Source organism: Deinococcus cellulosilyticus NBRC 106333 = KACC 11606, assembly GCF_007990775.1.
In the GTDB taxonomy this organism is placed as follows: domain Bacteria; phylum Deinococcota; class Deinococci; order Deinococcales; family Deinococcaceae; genus Deinococcus_C; species Deinococcus_C cellulosilyticus.
In genome coordinates, this window is sequence record NZ_BJXB01000026.1 from 31,367 (window position 1) to 48,883 (window position 17,517).

Below are 17,517 nucleotides of genomic sequence, written 5' to 3' on the forward strand. Positions count from 1 at the left end.
GTCAAACTGAATCTCGAAACTTGAAGTCGGGTTCCTGGATCACAAACAGGTCCTGTCGGTAGACATCAACCATTGCCACATTGACTGCCACTTTGTGAAAAATCCAGACACCCTCACTTGAGGTTTTGCGAGAATACTCAAAGCAGTAAACCTTTTCGGATTCAAGTCCAAAGGTTTTCCTGATATAGCCTCTGCAATATGTGGCATGGTATCTGTCCTCTTCTCGCTCGAAACGGACTTCTCCATAAGCAAAAGGAGAAAGGAAACGATCGTGGGATTCAAAAACATCTCTTCCTTTGAATCTTTCACTGGAAGACAAAACATGGGTATGGAGCAGTGTTTTGTCTTCCTTGTCCAGCAATGCAGGAAGTTTTACGGCCAGAGGAAGACGATTCACCAGAGCACCACCTTCAGCACCTCTGTGTTTCTTTCCCCAGCTGATTGAAACCACCTGAACCACCAATAGCATGCGTTTCTCTCCTGCCTTCTGCAAATCCCCTATCAATTCCTCAGCGGTTTCCCCGTCTTCAGCATGTGTGCAATCCTCTCCTGCGTCTTGCGCTTGCCGCACAGATAAAGGAAGTTCTCCCGTTCCAGATCCAGCAGGAATTGCTCGCTTACACGGGCGTTTCTGTTGTTGGTGCGTCCACCACAGAGCACACGGGCCACAGCCAGAGAGACTTCCTGATCGTGTTCGCTGGCAAATCCACCTTCCACCATGCCGTAGAGGGCACTTCGGATGGCTGCGTAGCCGTTTTCGCCCATGACGGGGATGTCCTGTCTGGGGGTGGGAGCCACGTAATTGCGAGCGAGTTCGAGAACTTTGGCCTTGGCATCCTGAATCAGGCGATCCCGGTTCATGCTGATGCCGTCGCTGTCGCGCAGGTAGCCCAATTTTTTGGCTTCCAGTGCGCTGGTGCTGGTTTTGGCCAGTGCAATGGTTTCAAAGGCGCGTTGCAGAGCAGGAAGCAGAGGTGCATTCGCAGGAAGTTCATCCACGAAACGCAGGTACATTTCCTTGGTTCCACCACCACCGGGAAGGAGACCCACACCGACCTCCACCAGGCCCATGTAGGTTTCTGCACTGGCCTGGGTGTGATCGCCATGCAGGGAGAACTCACAGCCACCCCCGAGGGTCAGGTTGAAGGGGGCCACAACGGTGGGGTGTGGGCTGAAGCGCAGGGAGGTGGTGGCACGCTGGAACTGGCGGATTGCCATGTCGATTTCGTCCCAGTCCCCGTTCTGGGCATTCATCAGGATCAGAGGGAGGTTGGCTCCAGCACTGAAGTTGTCTCCCTGGTTGCCCATCACGAGGCCCACAAAGCCCTGTTCTTCGATGATCTTGTGCGCGGTGAAGACCATGTTGATGGCGTCTTCTCCCAGACTGTTCATCTTGCTGTGGAATTCCAGCAAGAGCACACCATCGCCAATGTCCACCAGACTGGCACCAGGTCGAGATTTAACCACTCTGGTGGCGTCTTTCTTGAGGTCCTTGAGGATCATGTAGGGGGCCTCGTACTTCTCAGGCTGTCCCTTCACATCCACCACTTCACCGTCCTGGTAGAAGGAGGTGCGCCCGCTGTCTTTCATGGCCTGCAAGAGAGGTGGCAGGGTGCGACCCTCTTTTTCCAGATAGGAGATCACGTTCTGTACGCCCAGGGCGTCCATGGTCTCGAAAGGACCCATCTCCCAGCCAAAACCCCATTTGAGGGCGTTGTCGATGTCCACAATGGTGTTGGAGACATTCCCGGCCATTTTCGCGGCGTACCAGAAGGTGTCCATCATGACTTTGCGCATGAATTCGCCGTACTTGCCTGGCAGCTGGGTCAGGCCTTTGATGCGCTCAGGGAGAGGTTGACCTTTGATGGGTTCGAGTTCCGCCAGACGGGTTTTGCCCTTGTTGACGTACTCCATGGTCTCGGGATCAAGGGTGAGGATGACACTCTTGCCATTTTCCTTGACCTTTTTGTAGAAGCCCTGTCCGGTCTTGTCTCCGAGGCGCTTCTGTTCAATCATCTGCAGGAACATGGGGGTGAGGGTGAAGTCCTCATCTTCAGGGGTGGCTTTTTGCAGGTCGCCAGCCACATGAAACAGCACGTCCAGACCGGTCAGGTCAGCGGTGCGCATGGTGGCGCTCTTGGGGCGTCCCATGATGGGTCCGGTCAGGGCGTCCACCTCATCGATGGAGATTCCGGTGTCCTGCATGTGCTTGAGGGTGCGCACCATCCCGTAGACCCCGATGCGGTTGGCCACAAAGCCAGGAACATCATTGGCATTCACAATGCCTTTTCCGAGCACCTTGTCGCCAAATTCGGAGATGGTTTTGACCACGTCGGGATCGGTGCTGGGGGTGGGGATCACTTCCAGAAGGTGCAGGTATCTGGGAGGGTTGAAGAAGTGGGTGCCCACAAACTGGCGTTTGAAAGCATCGCTGCGCCCTTCAATCTGCAGGTGCATGGGGATGCCCGAACTGTTGCTGGACACAATGGTGGTGGGTTTCACCAGACCGTCCAGTTTTTCCCACAGGGCTTTTTTGGCGTCAAGCTTCTCAATGATGGCTTCCACAACCCAGTCCACGTTTGCGAGGTCTTTCAGGTTGTCTTCGAGGTTGCCGATTCTGATCAGTTTGGCCCGGTCTTTATCCATAAAGGCGGCTGGACTGGCTTTCAGGGCACGGTCCAGACCCTGTTTGGCAAGGAAGTTGCGGTCTTTCTGGTCAGGGAGCACGATGTCGAGCAGCAGGGTGGGAATGCCAGCATTGGCCAGGTGGGCCGCAATGGCAGCACCCATGGTCCCTGCTCCAATCACGGCAGCGGTTTTTACTTTCATGAGGTCATCTCCTCTTGTGAAAATTGAACTAAGTATAATTTTAGGCCGTATCCAGATTTTTGTCCAGTGGGTCCAGCCACCTGAACAGCATGTTCCATTTCCAGAGACATGCACACCCGGGCAAAGACAAAGCCTCCCACGACAGGGAACAGATCAGACAAGAGGGGAGCGCATCCAGCATACCCATTTGTGCCCACAGACATCATGAACCTCACTTCAATTGATGAGGAGAACCTCAAGAATTCGGCCCTGCAACTGTAAAAAAGCTCCAAGAGTCCAGTGCAGCAACTTCCTAGACTGACCCTATGGGACTCCTAGACTCACTTGGACAGCTTCTCGGAAACAACAGCAACATCCTCAGAATTCTCTTCATGCTGCTGCAGCAATCTGGAGGCCTCGAAAACCTGCTCTCCAAACTTCAACGTGGCAATGAAAGCACCCGACATGCCGTCGGGAGCTGGGTCAATACAGGTCCAAACGCCCAGATCAGTGTGCCTGAACTTGAAAGTGCCCTCGGCCCTGAAACCATTGACAAAGTCTCTGGTCAAACCGGAATGGACCGCAATGAACTCTTAACCCTGGTCGCCCAGAACCTGCCCCAGTTCATTGACCAGCTCACCCCGGACGGCAGCGTCAACCACAACACCCATGCCCTGGTCACCCAGGCCCAGGAAAAACTGGACGTTCCCCGCCTATGAAAAAAAGTGCCACACCCCGGGTCACGGTGTACGGCACCTCCTGGTGCAGCGACGTGCGCGGCATCCGTGCATATCTGGAGACCATCGGGGTGCGGTACACCTACATCGACATTGAGCAGGATGAAGCAGCAGCCATGTTGCTGGAAAAACTTTATGAAGGGAAAAGGCGCATTCCAACCGTTGCCATCGGGCAGGATTATCGCCATGTGCCCAGAATCTGGGACCTGAACGTGATGCTGAACCAGCACGGACTGCTGGACATTCGCGCGGGGTGATTACGCCACCCGCCGCGCCGCCACCCAGGTCAGCAGTGACACCCCGACCAGCATCAGGAAGGTCAGTTTGAGGGGAATGTCCAGGGCAAGGTCTGCATTTTTGCTCCATGCCACCAGTGCTCCGCCAATGCCTGCAGATAGGGCGGCCAGCAGCACTTCTGCACTGTTGAGCTGAGAGGAGACCTTGCCGGATTCGCCTTCTTTCACCTGTCCCAGAATGATCAGGCTGTTGGTGGCGTAGCCCAGACCCATGCCGAGTCCGGCCATGGCCCACCCCAGCACCACAGTCAGACTGGGAAGCAAACCGACAATGCTCAGACCTGAGATGGCAATGCCCACGGTGAGCAGGGCCATGCCCAGTCGCACCCTGAAGACCCTGCGTTCAGGGCCTTCTCTGGAATCCATGCGGGCCTGAAGAATGGAGCCCACTGACCAGGAGACGCCCCCCACGGTGAGCAGCAGACCCGCCTGGGTGACCGTAAACTTCTGGATCTCGATCAGTCCAAGAGGCATGAAGGCTTCCGATCCAAAGAAAGCAAAGGCACTGCATCCCCTCACGATGATCCCTGAGGGAATGCCCCTTGCAAAGCGGAAAATGCCTGAGGGCAGAATTTCACGGGAGGCGAGTGCAGTGAGCAGCACCCCTGTGAGGGTGACTGGCCACATCCAGATGCTCTGCTGCCAGGAGAGCCCGGCCAGCAACACGGCGGCCCCAACGGCAAGCAAAATGCTGAACCCAAAACGCCGGACATTGAAAGGAGGCGGGTTGCCGACTGGCTTTGTGGAATGCTGCAGGGTGGGGATGGTCAGGAAACCCACCAGAATCAGCAGGGGCACCACACTGTAGAACACCATGTGCCACGAGGAGGCTGCAGCAATTGTGCTTGCCAGAATCGGGCCAAACAGTGAGGGCAGCACCCAGGCACTCGAAATGCTGGCCAGCAGTTTTGCCCTGAGGTGATCGGGATAAAGCTGGCTCATGATGCTGAAGGGCACAGCATTGAGACCTCCAGCTCCAAATCCTTGCAGGAAACGGCCCAGGACAAAAGCCGCCATGTGTCCTGCAGACCCTGCCACCACCAGTCCCAGACCGAAAATCAACAGGAAGATGGCGAAGGGTTTTGCTGACCCCATGCGGTCGATGAGTTCTCCACCAACAATGGTGCCAATGATGTTGCTGAGCAGAAAAGCACTGAACGCCCAGCCATAGTAACTGAGACCATCCAGAGACTTCGCCACCTCAGGAAGAATGGTGGCCACGGCCATGGCTTCAAAAGCGGTGGTCAGGATGGCCAGCAACAGCCCAATGGTGACATTGCGGTATCTGGGGCTGAACAGGCTGCGGTCTTCTGGGGGCATGGTGGGGAGGGAGGACATCGTGGGGTCAGCCTGACACATTCTGTATCCAGGATGCATCGACCATTACGCTTAATGGACAGGACCACACTTCGTTCGGCCCAAAATCAAAGTTTCAGTGTTGTTATGGGGGTTTTCCCCATTGACAGATGAAAAAACCGTTACATTCTAAGTACATAGTAAGAACACTGTCAGTGCAGAATTGTTACACAGGAGTCAGATGCTCTTCGGACAATTCTCTTCTGGATGCTGCATCATCCACACCTCAACCCACCTGCAAGGGTGCCTGAAACGCACCTCAACATCACCTGAGGGATAGGAGCTGGTCACATGAAGATCAACAACTACAGTGTCGAAGTCAAACAGGAGCTGTCCGACGAGGAATTTGTCATCCTGGCAAGCAATCTCACCACCAACATCCTGCACGACAGCATGGTCTACTCCAAGCCCGTCACCGTGCAGCACAACGACGAGAACAAAAAATGTCTGGTGGCCTCTCTGGAACGCCTGCGCAGTGACGTTCCGCTGTCCAACAGCCCATCCAACGGCAATGAGCTGAAGGTGGACTTCGCAGAAATCTGGGAATGAATCAAAATCAAAAATCCAGCCAGCCTTTATGGGGCTGGCTTTCTTTTTTGGAATGCAAGAGGCCGAGGGCCGAGAGCAGACCACTTTACAGCGCATTTCAAGTCAAGAGAGGGTTAAAGACATCCTGCACCAATCGTGGCTTGAAGGCTGAAGTTGGATTCTTGCTTCATTGATCCAGGGAAATCTAATGTCGGGGTTGAGCAACAGAGGAGCCCACACAGCTGCTCAAGACAAGATTTCGTCTTTTCAGTGGCCCTCGGCTCTCGGCTGTACAAAGCCTTCTGCTTCACCTGATGTGCGTCACCAGCACACCAATGCCCTCAACTTCGACCTCCACGCGGTCTCCCCTGTTCAGCGGTCCAACGCCATCGGGGGTGCCTGTGATGACCACATCTCCGGGTTCCAGGGTCATAAAAGCAGAAACGTATTCCAGCACGGTGGGGATGTCGAAGATCATCTGTTCGGTGTTACCGTCCTGGCGGGTTTCTCCGTTCACGCGGGTCATCACCTGCAGGTGAAAGGGGTCAAGTTCGGTTTCGATCCAGGGACCGAGCGGGCAGAAGTGGTCGGCGCTCTTGCCTCTGAACCACTGCAGGTCTGAACGCTGTTTGTCTCTGGCGGTGATGTCCAGTGCGCAGGTGTAACCATAAACATAATCCAGCGCGTCTTCTTTGCGGATGTGTTTTGCACGTCGAGAGATGACCAGGCCAAGTTCACCTTCAAAGTGCAGGTTCTCGGTCCAGGAGGGGTACTCCACTTCCTGCTCAGGGTCTGCCAGGGTGTTGGGGGCTTTGAGGAAGAGTCCGGGCTCTTTGGGCAGGTCCCCAGTGGCGGGCATGTTGCCCAGTTCCTTGATGTGATCGGCATAATTGCGGCCCACGCAAACAATCTTGCTGGGAGTTGCTGGTGCGAGGAGTTTCACCTGGGTGGCGTCAAAATTGACTGCAGTCCGTTCTCCCATGAATCCGGTCAGGACGTGAACAAGCTGGTGGTCGAGCTCTCCCCAGTAGGTGTGGCCGTCTTTTTCAAATCGAACAATGCGCATGTCTCAGCCTCTTTCAGTTGGTTTTGCGCCCATTCTAACCTTTCAGGAGAAAGAGCAGTCCAGAGGTAGCGGAAGGGTTTCTGGAGGCCCCTCACAAACTCATCCAGACCTCTTTATATTGGGTGCATGAAAGCTGCTCCAGTTTTTCTTTCCATGGTCGTGCTCGGTTCTGCTGCACTGGCAGGTGGAGGCCTCCCAGAGAAAACCTCTGCCTGGTACCGCTGCGAAGATGGTACACGTGTTCAGGCGACTTACCACAATCCACCGTCCAGAGAATCTTTTGTGAACCTTCGCTGGAAAAACAAAAGTGTTCAGTTGCCTCTTGCCATTTCTGGAAGTGGAAGCCGTTACTCAGATGGAAAACTGGAATGGTGGGTTGCTGGAAATGCCAGCACAGGCTGGAAAGAAGTGGGCATGCTGCACAGGCTGAATTCCAGGACTGGCCAGATGGATGTTGTGATTTATCAGGAGTGCAAACTGCTTTGAATCCAACTCGGCCTGATGGCGCTTTTCTGCTGTCCATGATTCACCTTCTGTTGCTGAACGCTGACAGCTGACCGCTGAAAGCTTCTCCATAACCGACCCAGAGTCATTTATCTTTTTGACAATTCAGGATATGATGGGTCCCATGTCTGTCCCCAGTTTTGTTCGCACCGACGAAGTCCTTTCCGAGCGTTACACCAGCGCACGGGCGCTCGAACACGAAATGGCACACGGCAACACCGACCTGATCCGTGCCCTTACCATTCTGGGCTGTGTGGGGCCTTTCAAAACCGTCAGTCCCTGGGAATACCAGGACCCCAGCGGAAAACGCCTGATCAACACCGGAGGGTACTCTGCTGTGCCTTTCGGGGATGGCTATCCTCCGCTGGTGCAATTTATGCAGAACTACCTGGAGCACCTGCACACCATCGGCCTTCCACAGCAATCCGCCTCCACCTGGAGGGCTGCACTGGAGCACAATCTGGTGAAACTGCTGGCTTCTCAGGATGCCAGCCATGCAGATTCCAAAGTGTTCTTCTCCAATTCCGGGGCAGAGGCCAACGAGGCCGCCATCAAATTTGCCAAAGCGACCCGTCCAAAGGCCAAACACATCCTGAACTTTCGCAGGGCTTACCACGGCAAGACCCAGATGACCATGTCCCTGACCCCGAATCCAGCGATTCAGAAGGATTTCGGTCCACTGGAGCCCAACATCCACACCCACCCTTATGGGGATCTGGATGCTGTGAAATCCACCATCAAAAAGCTGGGCTCAGACAATGTGGTCGCCATCATTCTGGAGCCTCTGCAAGGTGAAGCAGGGGTGATTCTGCCGCCAGAAGGCTTCCTCAAGGGCATCAGTGACATCTGCCAGGCCACCGGGATCATTTTGATTGTGGATGAGATCCAGTCCGGTCTTGGCCGGGTGGGAAGCTGGTTTGCCAGCATTGATGGGGGCATGAGCCCCGACATCATCACCCTTGCCAAACCTCTGGGTGGGGGAATGTCTGCTGTGGGGGCGACCCTTTACCGCAAATGGATTTTCGACAAAGTGCTGGGAGGGCTGGACTGCAAGCGCCACTCCAACACCTTTGGTGGGAACTCCCTTGCCATGGCGGTGGGCCTGAAATCCCTGGAAATCCTGGTGGATGAAAACCTGCCCGAGCGCTCTGCCCGCATGGGGAAAATTGCACTGGACCGACTGAAGGGCATCCAGCAGAAATACCCCGAGTTCATCACCGAGGTGCGTGGCAAGGGAATGCTGATGGCGATGGTCTTTCGGGACATCTCTAAACTGGGTCTGATCCAGGCCAACAAGGATCTCGCCGAACTGGTGGCAGAAGCATCGGGCCTGCTGGCCCTCAGGCAGTTCTACCAGAATGGCCTGATCCTCAACTTGAGTCTGAACAGCACCCGTACCCTGCGCATGACCCCAGCGCTGACCATGCCTGAAGACCTTTTTAACGAAATGCTGAACCGGGTGGAAGTGACCGCCAGACGCAATCCCAGGGCAAGCCGCCTGCTGGTGAACACTCCACCCAAAACCCTCATGGATCTTGTGAAATTTGCAACGTAAGTGAATTTGTGACAGCCCGGAGTTCCGGGCTGTTCTTTTGTGCATCACACGTCAAGGGCGAAAAGGGGAAGTCAAAACTTCGTTACCGAGGCAGTACCGATTTTGGATGAAAAAAAACAAAATCTGGTAAACCACTTTTAATTTGACTTTTTTCTTGACTGGCACATGAATTTAACGGTTTACGTCTGCTCGCACTTCCCGGTAAACAAGTGGTGTAGTGGGTGTTAAACTTAACCCTAGGAAAATCAAACGGTCCGGTTTAATTCTCGAACCCACATGCAGGTTCATCAAAGGAGTTTGTGCAATGACTACCACTCCCATCGCCCGAGGACTAGAAGGCGTGGTCTTCACCGAGAGTAAACTCACCTTCATTGATGGTGAAAAAGGCATCCTGACCCACCTGGGCATTCCGATCCAGGAATGGGCCGAAAGCTCCAGCTTCGAAGAGCTCTCCTACGCCCTGCTGCACGGCAGACTGCCCAATGCCAAAGAGCTGGACCATTTCGACCACGATCTGCGCCAGCACCGCTACGTTCCCCAGGAACTCATTGAAAACATCAAGCTGTATCCACGCCGCATGAACCCCATGCAGGCCCTGCGCACCGCAGTGAGCCACCTGGGCATGCTGGACCCCCACAGCGAGGACGACACCCACGAAGGCCGTTACCGCATCGGGGTGCACCTGATCGCGCAATTTGCCACCATCATTGCTGCCATTGCCCGCGTGAAGGAAGGCAAAGAGCCCGTGGCCCCCAGAAAAGATCTGGGCCACGCCGCCAACTTCCTGTACATGCTCAAAGGTCACGTCCCCACCGAAGAAGAAGCCCGTCTCTTCGACATGGCCCTGATTCTGCACGCCGACCACAGCATGAACGCCTCCACCTTCACGGCCATTGCCACCATCTCCACCCTGTCTGACATGTACAGTGCCATCACCAGTGCTGTGGGCTCCCTCAAAGGCCCCCTGCACGGTGGAGCCAACGAGGCCGTCATGGACATGCTGGACGACATTGGCAGCCTGAGCCACGTGGACGATTACATTGGCGGCAAACTGGAGCGCAAAGAGAAGATCATGGGCGTGGGTCACCGCGTCTACAAATACTTCGATCCCCGCAGCCGCGTTCTGCGTGATTACGCTGCTCTGGTGGCCGAGAAGCAGGGCAAGAGCAACTACTACCAGATGCTTGAGCGCATCGAAGGCATCGTGCTGGAGAAACTGAGCGCCAAGAAGCTCTACCCCAACGTGGACTTCTACAGTGGTGTGGTGTACTCCGACCTCGGCATCAAGAAGGAGTTCTTCACCCCCATTTTCGCCCTTGCCCGCATCAGTGGCTGGGTGGCCAGTGTGCTGGAGTACGTCGAGCACAACCGCCTGCTGCGTCCCAACGCCCTGTACACCGGTCCTGTGGACCAGCACTACGTCGAAATCGAAAAGCGCTGATTCACATCGCAACAAAGCGCAACACCCCACCCGTGCAGAAATGCACGGGTTTTTTGTGTCTGGACTTAAACACTGGAAACATTCAGGCAGTAAAATTGAATTCAGTAGAAGATCACACAGTCACAAAACGGATGTCGCCGCTCCTCCCCACTCCTGTGGACACCTGAACGAGGGAACAGCATGATGACCAGCCACCAGATGATCCTCCTCACCGACCTGCTGATGTCAGGCAAGCCCCGGACCCGGATGACCATCATTGTGGTGATCTTTCTGCTGATGCTGCTCACCACCGCACTGGTGTTCTACACCACCGGGACCCGATTTGTGTACGTGCACCTGATGTACGTGCCCGTGGTGCTCGGGGCAGTCACTTTCGGGATTCCCGGAGGGCTCCTGTTTGGGCTCGTGGCAGGCCTGTGCATCGGTCCTTTCATGCCATTGAACACCCTCACGGGCGAGATGCAGTCTGTGAGTGGATGGGGGTTCCGGACCCTGTTTTTCATGCTCACAGGCTCGGTGGTGGGCACTTTTGCAGCCCTCTTCAAACAGCGCATCCGCAGTGCCCAGGGTCTGGCCTTCAAACTGGCCGAAACCTACGAGCAGAACCTCAGAACCTTTGTGGGTCTGGTGGAAAGCAGAGACAACGAAACGGTGGGCCATTGTGAACGGGTTGCCTACAACGCCTACCAGCTTGGGCACAAAATCGGCCTGAGCAGCGAGGCACTCGATGAACTCTACTGGGCGGGCCTGATGCACGACCTGGGCAAGATCAGCGTTCCAGAAGTGATCCTGAAAAAACCGGGCAAACTCAATGACATGGAATACGCCCTGATGCGCAGGCACACCATCTATGGGCACGACATCCTGCACGCCGTTTCCCCTTTTTTCAACACCATTGCCATCGGGGTGAGGGCACACCACGAAAAATACGATGGCACAGGCTACCCCGATGGCCTCAGTGGAGAAAACATTCCTCTGTTTGGGCGGATTCTGGCAGTGGTGGATGTATTCGAGGCCCTCACCAGCCACCGCACCTACCGCACCCCCCAGAGCCGCGAAGAGGCCATGCTGTATCTGAAAGAACACAGCGGCACCCACTTCGATCCTGTTCTGGTCCCCGCGTTCATCGAACTGGTGGAAAAAGGCGAGGTGATGATGGCCGATCAGGAAACGCCCTCCAGAATCCGCAGGGGACCCAGAGGGCTGGTCAGACAGCTGGAAAAAACGGGAGTGGGCAGTTTGCCCTGAAACTCAGAACGGTTCGAGCAGGATGTCTTCGAGGTCCTGCAGCACCAGCACCCGGTAAACATTAAAACCATCAATGGTGCCGACGTACTGCAGCACGCATTCCATCTTGTTGATTTCCCGCTTGTAGGAGAACTCCAGTTGCAGGCTCTCGTCGTCCAGGGTGATGTCCTGCAACACAGGATGGACTTCTTCGGTGAGGGCATAGAACACGCCGTTCCCCACTGCAACAGCACCCCGTTCTTCCAGCTTCTCATACTGGCTGGAGTCGTAGAAGAAGAACCTCGCGCGGCCTTCCACCTGTCCTTTCGAGCTGATCAGCACGGCTTTCTCTTCACAGTTGGCCTTCACCAGGTTGAGGAATTCCTCGGGGGTGTCGGCTTTCCACTCAATCGGATCTCCCAATGGAACTTTCAATGTCACCATAGGACTCAGGGTACAACACTGTCCGGTCACAGAAAGAGGCAATTCCCAGAAAACAATCTGATCTTCATCCCCCCCGTGGGGCCTGCCTGCGATTCTTGCGCAAGAAAAGCATCATCAGGAAGCCAAAAACAAAGCCTCCCAGGTGAGCCCAGAAAGCAACCCCCGTCTCTCCTGCCCGGATGGAATAATACTGCAAAATGGCCCAGTAGGGCAGGTAAATGTAGGCTGGGACGTGAAAAATGAAAATGGGTGGCACGTAGGTGCGAATCCAGGCTTTTGGCAGGATCACCAGATAGGCACCGAGAACCGCTGCCACCGCCCCGGAAGCCCCCACCATCGAAACATAGGGATCTCCACCGAGAAAACCTTCAGCGAGGGCAGCAGCAACCCCTCCTGCCAGGTAAAACAGCAGGTAGCGAACAGACCCCAGATGGTCCTCAATGTTGTCGCCAAAGACCCACAGAAACCACATGTTGCCCAGCAGGTGCAGAAGACCTGCGTGCATGAACATCGATCCAAAGATGCTGATGGTGCCCTGTACAGGCTCTGCCACCAGCACCGCTGGAACAAAAATCAGGTAGGGCAACTGGTTTTCCAGCAGGTTCAGGCTTTTCTGGCCCAGGTACCCACCGGAAATCACAAACACCAGCACGAACACCAGAACATTGATTGCGATCAGCCAGCGGTTGACTTTCGCATGGTGGGTGACCAGATCAGAAAGTGGAAACATGCTTTTCAGTATCACAGGCAGGGATGCCTTGCGGTGGCATTTCGTTCACTCGGTCAGGCACACCCACTGAACACAAACCAGAGAGCCTGAACCAGAAGTCCAGGCTGCAATTCATCAGGGTCCGTTGTTCAGTCTTTGAGGAGCATCAGGCCCCGACCATCGAGAGAAGGTGCGGCATCAACAAGGTGTGGAACAAAACGGGAGGTGTTCTTGGTGATCAGGGTGTTGTCTTCCCGGATGCCAATTCCAGCACTTTCACCGCCAATCACCCAGCTTCCGATCACAGGGTAATTTCCAGAAAAGTCTGGTAAGGGCTGGTACTGCTGGTGCACCCAGGCTCCCATTCCATAATCTCCTGCAGAAGAAAGACCTGTGGGAAGTTCGATGTTCGCCCCTTCTCTGGAGTAGAGTGGTTTCCGCACACTGCTGGCCATTGGGGCAAAACTTGCAGGAAGCAGGTTCTCATGTCCTGGGAAGAGTTCCCAGAGGATCGGCAGGATGCCTTTGCAGGTGAGGATCAGTTTCCAGGCCGGTTCAATCCAGCGGGTTCCTGCATGAAACAGGTGCTGGGCGAAAGCCTCCTCGGCCATCCATTCCCAGGGGTAGAGCTTGAAGATGCGCTCGATGGGACGGTTGTGCAGGTCCACAAATCCTGCACCATCCCAGCCAATGTCTTTCATGAACAGAAAATCGGTGGTGTGTCCGGCCTGCGTGCACACATCCTGCATGTAAAGGGTGGTGATGAAGTCCTCTTCGGATTCTGTCACGCAGGCAAAATGGGTGGTGCCCCGCGGTTCCCGTTTCCAGGCGGCAATCAGTTTTTCATGGATGCTGTTGAACTGGTCCTTGCCCGGAAAGGTGCTTTCCAGCCAGTCCCACTGGATCACACTGGCTTCAAAGAGGGCCGTTGGGGTGTCTGCATTGAATTCCAGCATCTTCGGTGGGTGAATGCCGTCATAGGAGAAATCAAAGCGTCCATAGATGTCCAGCTGGTCGTTTTCCCAGCTTTCGATGCACAGGGCTTCCATGCGGCTGTCGATGTCCAGTTCACGGAAGCGCCTGCGGTCAATCACATGCTGCACAGCTTCCAGACACATTTCAAAAAGGTCGTTGGTGGCTTTTTCGAGGTTTTCGATCTGGCTGGAATCAAAGGAGTAATAAACGCTTTCGTCCCAGTAAACCCCTCCCACCGAGTGGAAGGTGAACCCCAGGTTCTCACAACGCTGCTGCCAGTTGCTGCGGGGAATGACGGTGTGTCTCTGCATGGTTACGAACTGCTGCTGCTCTTGGAGCCACCGAAACCACCACGAATGACTGTCCCTGTGGAACGGCTGCTGATGCCGGGTTTGCTGAGCCCTCCCGTGACCGGAGCAGGAACGTAACTGCTTCTGGAGGTGCGCTTGTAATAATATTTCCCTGCCTTGTAAATAAAGTACGGGCCAAGAAAGTAGGCAGCAGAGATGCCACTGTCTGTGGAGCGTTCACAGAGTTCTGCGGCTCCCCAGTCATCAATGCAGTCCTGCATGGACCTGTACTGCATGCGGGATTCGTCATCATTTGAACAGGCGGTCAGGGTCACGGAAGCCAACACCACCAGACTGATCTGGGCACTTCTTTTCATACTCATATGCCTTTCATTACGGACTGAAACGGAAAAAGTTCCAGATGTGTCCGCGCTTTATACGGCCCTTCTGACCGTAACCTGTTTTACATTTTAGGTGAAAATTTGTCCGGCTCTGGTGACGGTGACCTTCATGAATTCACTCCAGCGCATTGAGCCCGGTGATTTCTCTTCCAATGATCAGGGTGTGAATGTCATGGGTGCCTTCATAGGTGTCCACGGTTTCCAGGTTCAGCATGTGGCGAATCACCGGATACTCGGTGGTGATGCCGTTTCCACCCAGAATCTCACGGGCCAGTCGGGCACCTTCCAGGGCCACCCGCACGTTGTTGCGCTTGGCCATCGACACCTGACCGAACTTCAGGTGGTTCTGGTCTTTCAGTTGCCCGAGCCTGAGGGCCAGCAGCAGGCCTTTCTGGTGTTCAGAGAGCATGTAGACCAGTTTGTCCTGAATGAGTTGCCTGCTTCCGATGGGTTTGCCAAATGTTGTGCGGGTCTTCGCGTACTCCAGGGCCGTGGTGTACACGGTTTCCAGGGCACCCAGCGCACCCCAGGCAATGCCATACCGGGCCTGCGTGAGGCACATCAGGGGGCTTTTCAGGCCACCAGAGAGGGGAAGCAGGTTTTCTTTCGGAACGCGCACCTCTTCCAGCACAATTTCTCCGGTGGTGCTGGCCCGCAGGCTCATCTTGCTGGTGATTTTGGGAGCAGAAAACCCTTTGGCATTGGTGGGAACAATGAAACCCCGGATGATCTCCTGGTCGTCTTTGGCCCACACCACTGCGATGTCTGCAACCGGGCTGTTGGTGATCCACATTTTGTTGCCATTCAGAACGTATTCGTCTCCATCCAGACGGGCTCTGGTTCGCATGGCGCCTGGATCAGAGCCTCCATCGGGCTCTGTGAGACCAAAGCAGCCAATCATCCGTCCAGAAGCAAGTTCTGGCAGATATTTCTGCTTCTGCTCCTCACTGCCGAAAGCATAAATGGGGTACATCACCAGTGCACCCTGCACACTGGCTGCAGAGCGCAGGCCAGAGTCGATGCGCTCGATTTCGTACATCATCACACCGTAAGCCACGTTGGAGACCCCTGCACCTCCGTACTGTTCTGGCAGGTTGGACCCCAGCAGGCCCATGCTTCCCAGTTTCTGCATGGTGTCTTCTGGAAAGATGCCCTCGTTCCACCAGTGCTCGATGTGGGGCGCAATTTCACGGTCCAGAAAGTCCCGCACGGTGGACTGGATCAGGCGTTCGTCGTCGTTCAGCAGATCAGTGATGTTCAGGTAATCCAGCATTCAGTTCCTCCAGAATGTCCCTGGTGTGCTCTCCCAGCGTGGGAGGGGCATGACGGATGGGCAGGTGGGCTCCATCCAGTTCCCAGGGTGGGGTGGTGGTTTTCATGGTGCCCAGGGTGGGGTGAGGAACCTCCTGCACCACCTTGCGGGCTTTGATGTGTGGGTCTTCAAGGGCTTCACGCACATCGTACACCGGGCCACACGGGACGCCTGCCCCCTGCAGTTTTTCAAGCAATTCAGCCCGTGTGAAGCCCGCAAAACGCCTGAGGAGTTCTGGCATGAGGGTGTGCCTGTGGGTGACCCTGGCTGCATTGGTGGCATGTGCTTCTGTCAGCAGATCCTCAAAGCCCAGAGACTGACAGAATTTGACCCATAAAGCGTCATTCCCAACGGCCAGGTTGAAATGACCATCCTGACAGGGAAACATCCCATAAGGCACGATGGAACGGTGTTCATTGCCCAGACGGTCTGCCACCTCCCCTGCATTCAGGTAGCGGGAGATCTGGTAGGTGCCCAGAGAGAGCATCCCTTCGAGCAGGTTCACATCAATCCGACGGCCCAGCCCCGTTTTTTCCCGTTCATACAGCACCGCACAGATGGCCTGGGTCAACAGTGATCCAGCAAAAACATCGGCAACAGCCACACCAAGTTTCATGGGTTCACCGTCCGGGCTTCCGGTGTAACTCATCAGGCCACTCATGCCCTGCGCGATCACGTCATAGCCACTCAGACGGGCATAAGGGCCGGTCCGTCCGAACCCGCTGATGGCCGCATAAATCAGTCTGGGATTCTGCTCTTTCAGGGCGTCATATCCCAGACCCAGTTTTTCCATTGTTCCCGGACGGTAATTCTCCACCAGCACGTCGCTTCTGGCAATCAGTTTGCGGGCCGTGTCCAGATCCTGTGGGTCTTTCAGGTTCAGGACCACCGAACGCTTGTTGCGGTTCACACTCAGGAAATAGGTGGCCTCCGTGCCCAGAGCAGGAGGGGTCCAGGCCCGGGTGTCGTCTCCCTGCGGAGGCTCAATCTTGATGACATCTGCCCCGAGGTCTCCGAGCAGCATGGTGGCATAAGGTCCGGTGAGCACCCGCGTGAAGTCGGCAACACGGACGCCCTGTAAAGGTAAATGCATGGCGAAAACATTGTACAGCCGTCAGCATTCAGCTGTCAGCCATCAGCAAAAAGCCGCAGGCTCTGGTTTTCGCAGATGGTGGTGAACACAATTGCTTCAGCCAGAGCATCAAGTCAAAGCTGATCGCTGAACGCTGACGGCTCCTTATGCCTGCATGGTTTTGGGCATGTTGCCCATGTCGTTGGTGATGGCCTCGGAAACCTCCTCCACAAAGACCTCCAGGGCGTGTTGCAGGAGTTCCAGGTGGTGGTCTTCCATGCCTTCCAGAACCGTGCTTCCTCTGGCACCGAGGAGGAAGAGCAGGTCCGGTTCACTGATGTCATCTTCTGCAGCCTCGTCTTCCATTTCCACGAGGTCCAGGTACATGCAGCCGACAGAAAATTGCTGGTTGATCAGGTTGAGGCCCATCATCACTTCCGCAAGGCTGTCCTCGTGCACAAAAATGTCCAGGGTCAGGTCGAAGCGGGTGATCAGGTAGGGGGTCTGCTGGGCAATGGCCAGTGCAAGGGTCCCGATGGATGCCTCGGTCTGGTAATCCATGGTGATCAGTTCGTCCTGCACCTCCACGTCCCACCCTTTTCGTTTCAGGAAGTCGGCGATGATTTCTGTGGGTTGCATATAGGGAGTATACCGATTTTGATGTCAGGGAAATTTGGATGACAATACAGCATTGAAAACACACAGCCATCACAAAAAGGGTGTTTTTCAGCGGTTGTGTCAGGTGGTCCTGGAACCCGCACACTGGATTTTGAACTGTCAGATGGTGTTCAGTTGT

18 protein-coding genes are annotated in these 17,517 nt (G+C 55.2%); 7 read left to right on the forward strand and 11 right to left on the reverse strand.

All coding sequences use genetic code 11. The features are described 5' to 3' along the window. Window position 1: 1 nt before the first annotated feature. A complete protein-coding gene (locus DC3_RS22560; RefSeq protein WP_146888612.1) occupies window positions 2-469 on the reverse strand; it encodes a hypothetical protein in 468 nt (155 codons plus the stop codon). 32 nt (window positions 470-501) lie between these two features. Continuing rightward, window positions 502-2,829, reverse strand: coding sequence for a 3-hydroxyacyl-CoA dehydrogenase/enoyl-CoA hydratase family protein (locus tag DC3_RS22565; RefSeq protein ID WP_146888615.1), 2,328 nt, complete (start codon window positions 2,827-2,829; stop codon window positions 502-504). Between the two features lie 305 nt (window positions 2,830-3,134). Here DC3_RS22565 and DC3_RS22570 point away from each other — a divergent pair, with 305 nt between their 5' ends. Next, the gene (locus DC3_RS22570; RefSeq protein WP_146888618.1) at window positions 3,135-3,527 is read left to right on the forward strand and encodes a YidB family protein; all 393 of its coding nucleotides are present in this window, start codon (window positions 3,135-3,137) and stop codon (window positions 3,525-3,527) included. Then, on the forward strand, window positions 3,524-3,802 hold the full coding sequence (locus DC3_RS22575; protein WP_146888621.1) for a glutaredoxin family protein: 279 nt from the start codon (window positions 3,524-3,526) through the stop codon (window positions 3,800-3,802). The genes DC3_RS22570 and DC3_RS22575 overlap by 4 nt, the downstream gene beginning before the upstream one ends. Here the strand turns inward: DC3_RS22575 and DC3_RS22580 are convergent, their stop codons facing one another. After that, entirely contained in the window at window positions 3,803-5,179 is a 1,377-nt protein-coding gene (locus DC3_RS22580; protein WP_186816194.1) for an MFS transporter, read from the reverse strand. It lies immediately after the preceding gene. 309 nt (window positions 5,180-5,488) lie between these two features. Between DC3_RS22580 and DC3_RS22585 the strand changes: the two genes are divergently transcribed. Then, window positions 5,489-5,746, forward strand: a complete 258-nt coding sequence (locus DC3_RS22585) for a hypothetical protein (protein WP_146888626.1) — start codon at window positions 5,489-5,491, stop codon at window positions 5,744-5,746. Between the two features lie 286 nt (window positions 5,747-6,032). On the opposite strand, the gene DC3_RS22590 is transcribed toward DC3_RS22585, so the two are convergent. Continuing rightward, the gene (locus DC3_RS22590) at window positions 6,033-6,791 is read right to left on the reverse strand and encodes a fumarylacetoacetate hydrolase family protein (protein WP_146888629.1); all 759 of its coding nucleotides are present in this window, start codon (window positions 6,789-6,791) and stop codon (window positions 6,033-6,035) included. A 126-nt stretch (window positions 6,792-6,917) separates the two neighbouring features. Between DC3_RS22590 and DC3_RS22595 the strand changes: the two genes are divergently transcribed. The 4 genes from DC3_RS22595 (at window position 6,918) to DC3_RS22610 (ending at window position 11,539) form a co-directional block, all read left to right on the forward strand. Then, the gene (locus DC3_RS22595; protein ID WP_146888632.1) at window positions 6,918-7,277 is read left to right on the forward strand and encodes an MliC family protein; all 360 of its coding nucleotides are present in this window, start codon (window positions 6,918-6,920) and stop codon (window positions 7,275-7,277) included. A gap of 142 nt (window positions 7,278-7,419) precedes the next feature. Beyond that, window positions 7,420-8,850 carry an aspartate aminotransferase family protein gene (locus DC3_RS22600; protein WP_146888635.1) on the forward strand — a complete coding sequence of 477 codons (1,431 nt, stop codon included), beginning with the start codon at window positions 7,420-7,422 and terminating at the stop codon, window positions 8,848-8,850. 304 nt (window positions 8,851-9,154) lie between these two features. Further along, complete coding sequence (locus DC3_RS22605; protein WP_146888638.1) at window positions 9,155-10,291, forward strand: citrate/2-methylcitrate synthase; 1,137 nt, start codon at window positions 9,155-9,157, stop codon at window positions 10,289-10,291. A 180-nt stretch (window positions 10,292-10,471) separates the two neighbouring features. Beyond that, complete coding sequence (locus tag DC3_RS22610) at window positions 10,472-11,539, forward strand: HD-GYP domain-containing protein (RefSeq protein WP_146888641.1); 1,068 nt, start codon at window positions 10,472-10,474, stop codon at window positions 11,537-11,539. A gap of 3 nt (window positions 11,540-11,542) precedes the next feature. Here the strand turns inward: DC3_RS22610 and DC3_RS22615 are convergent, their stop codons facing one another. The 7 genes from DC3_RS22615 to DC3_RS22645 all read right to left on the reverse strand — a co-directional run bounded on the left by DC3_RS22615 (window position 11,543) and on the right by DC3_RS22645 (window position 17,360). Next, the gene (locus DC3_RS22615) at window positions 11,543-11,962 is read right to left on the reverse strand and encodes a hypothetical protein (protein ID WP_146888644.1); all 420 of its coding nucleotides are present in this window, start codon (window positions 11,960-11,962) and stop codon (window positions 11,543-11,545) included. Window positions 11,963-12,026: 64 nt separating this feature from the next. After that, window positions 12,027-12,692 (reverse strand): rhomboid family intramembrane serine protease, encoded by a 666-nt coding sequence (locus tag DC3_RS22620; RefSeq protein ID WP_146888647.1) that lies wholly within the window; start codon window positions 12,690-12,692, stop codon window positions 12,027-12,029. Between the two features lie 128 nt (window positions 12,693-12,820). Beyond that, window positions 12,821-13,957 carry a glutathionylspermidine synthase family protein gene (locus tag DC3_RS22625; RefSeq protein WP_146888650.1) on the reverse strand — a complete coding sequence of 379 codons (1,137 nt, stop codon included), beginning with the start codon at window positions 13,955-13,957 and terminating at the stop codon, window positions 12,821-12,823. 2 nt (window positions 13,958-13,959) lie between these two features. Then, on the reverse strand, window positions 13,960-14,313 hold the full coding sequence (locus DC3_RS22630; protein WP_146888653.1) for a hypothetical protein: 354 nt from the start codon (window positions 14,311-14,313) through the stop codon (window positions 13,960-13,962). A 139-nt stretch (window positions 14,314-14,452) separates the two neighbouring features. Then, the gene (locus tag DC3_RS22635; protein ID WP_146888656.1) at window positions 14,453-15,610 is read right to left on the reverse strand and encodes an acyl-CoA dehydrogenase family protein; all 1,158 of its coding nucleotides are present in this window, start codon (window positions 15,608-15,610) and stop codon (window positions 14,453-14,455) included. Beyond that, window positions 15,585-16,742, reverse strand: a complete 1,158-nt coding sequence (locus tag DC3_RS22640) for a CaiB/BaiF CoA transferase family protein (RefSeq protein WP_146888659.1) — start codon at window positions 16,740-16,742, stop codon at window positions 15,585-15,587. Before DC3_RS22640 ends, DC3_RS22635 begins: the two co-directional genes overlap by 26 nt. A 144-nt stretch (window positions 16,743-16,886) precedes the next feature. Beyond that, window positions 16,887-17,360: a hypothetical protein gene (locus DC3_RS22645; protein WP_146888662.1), complete on the reverse strand. Its 474-nt coding sequence runs from the start codon at window positions 17,358-17,360 to the stop codon at window positions 16,887-16,889. Between the last annotated feature and the right edge of the window lie 157 nt (window positions 17,361-17,517).

Excerpts from the sequence above, each read along its gene's own strand:
- DC3_RS22595 (WP_146888632.1), top strand. The coding sequence starts at position 6,918 with ATGAAAGCTGCTCCAGTTTTTCTTTCCATGGTCGTGCTCGGTTCTGCT.
- DC3_RS22585 (WP_146888626.1), top strand. The coding sequence starts at position 5,489 with ATGAAGATCAACAACTACAGTGTCGAAGTCAAACAGGAGCTGTCCGAC.
- DC3_RS22625 (WP_146888650.1), bottom strand. The coding sequence starts at position 13,957 with ATGCAGAGACACACCGTCATTCCCCGCAGCAACTGGCAGCAGCGTTGT.
- DC3_RS22580 (WP_186816194.1), bottom strand. The coding sequence starts at position 5,179 with ATGTCCTCCCTCCCCACCATGCCCCCAGAAGACCGCAGCCTGTTCAGC.
- DC3_RS22630 (WP_146888653.1), bottom strand. The coding sequence starts at position 14,313 with ATGAAAAGAAGTGCCCAGATCAGTCTGGTGGTGTTGGCTTCCGTGACC.
- DC3_RS22620 (WP_146888647.1), bottom strand. The coding sequence starts at position 12,692 with ATGTTTCCACTTTCTGATCTGGTCACCCACCATGCGAAAGTCAACCGC.
- DC3_RS22615 (WP_146888644.1), bottom strand. The coding sequence starts at position 11,962 with ATGGTGACATTGAAAGTTCCATTGGGAGATCCGATTGAGTGGAAAGCC.
- DC3_RS22640 (WP_146888659.1), bottom strand. The coding sequence starts at position 16,742 with ATGCATTTACCTTTACAGGGCGTCCGTGTTGCCGACTTCACGCGGGTG.
- DC3_RS22605 (WP_146888638.1), top strand. The coding sequence starts at position 9,155 with ATGACTACCACTCCCATCGCCCGAGGACTAGAAGGCGTGGTCTTCACC.
- DC3_RS22645 (WP_146888662.1), bottom strand. The coding sequence starts at position 17,360 with ATGCAACCCACAGAAATCATCGCCGACTTCCTGAAACGAAAAGGGTGG.
- DC3_RS22635 (WP_146888656.1), bottom strand. The coding sequence starts at position 15,610 with ATGCTGGATTACCTGAACATCACTGATCTGCTGAACGACGACGAACGC.
- DC3_RS22600 (WP_146888635.1), top strand. The coding sequence starts at position 7,420 with ATGTCTGTCCCCAGTTTTGTTCGCACCGACGAAGTCCTTTCCGAGCGT.
- DC3_RS22610 (WP_146888641.1), top strand. The coding sequence starts at position 10,472 with ATGATGACCAGCCACCAGATGATCCTCCTCACCGACCTGCTGATGTCA.
- DC3_RS22570 (WP_146888618.1), top strand. The coding sequence starts at position 3,135 with ATGGGACTCCTAGACTCACTTGGACAGCTTCTCGGAAACAACAGCAAC.
- DC3_RS22565 (WP_146888615.1), bottom strand. The coding sequence starts at position 2,829 with ATGAAAGTAAAAACCGCTGCCGTGATTGGAGCAGGGACCATGGGTGCT.
- DC3_RS22575 (WP_146888621.1), top strand. The coding sequence starts at position 3,524 with ATGAAAAAAAGTGCCACACCCCGGGTCACGGTGTACGGCACCTCCTGG.
- DC3_RS22590 (WP_146888629.1), bottom strand. The coding sequence starts at position 6,791 with ATGCGCATTGTTCGATTTGAAAAAGACGGCCACACCTACTGGGGAGAG.
- DC3_RS22560 (WP_146888612.1), bottom strand. The coding sequence starts at position 469 with ATGCTATTGGTGGTTCAGGTGGTTTCAATCAGCTGGGGAAAGAAACAC.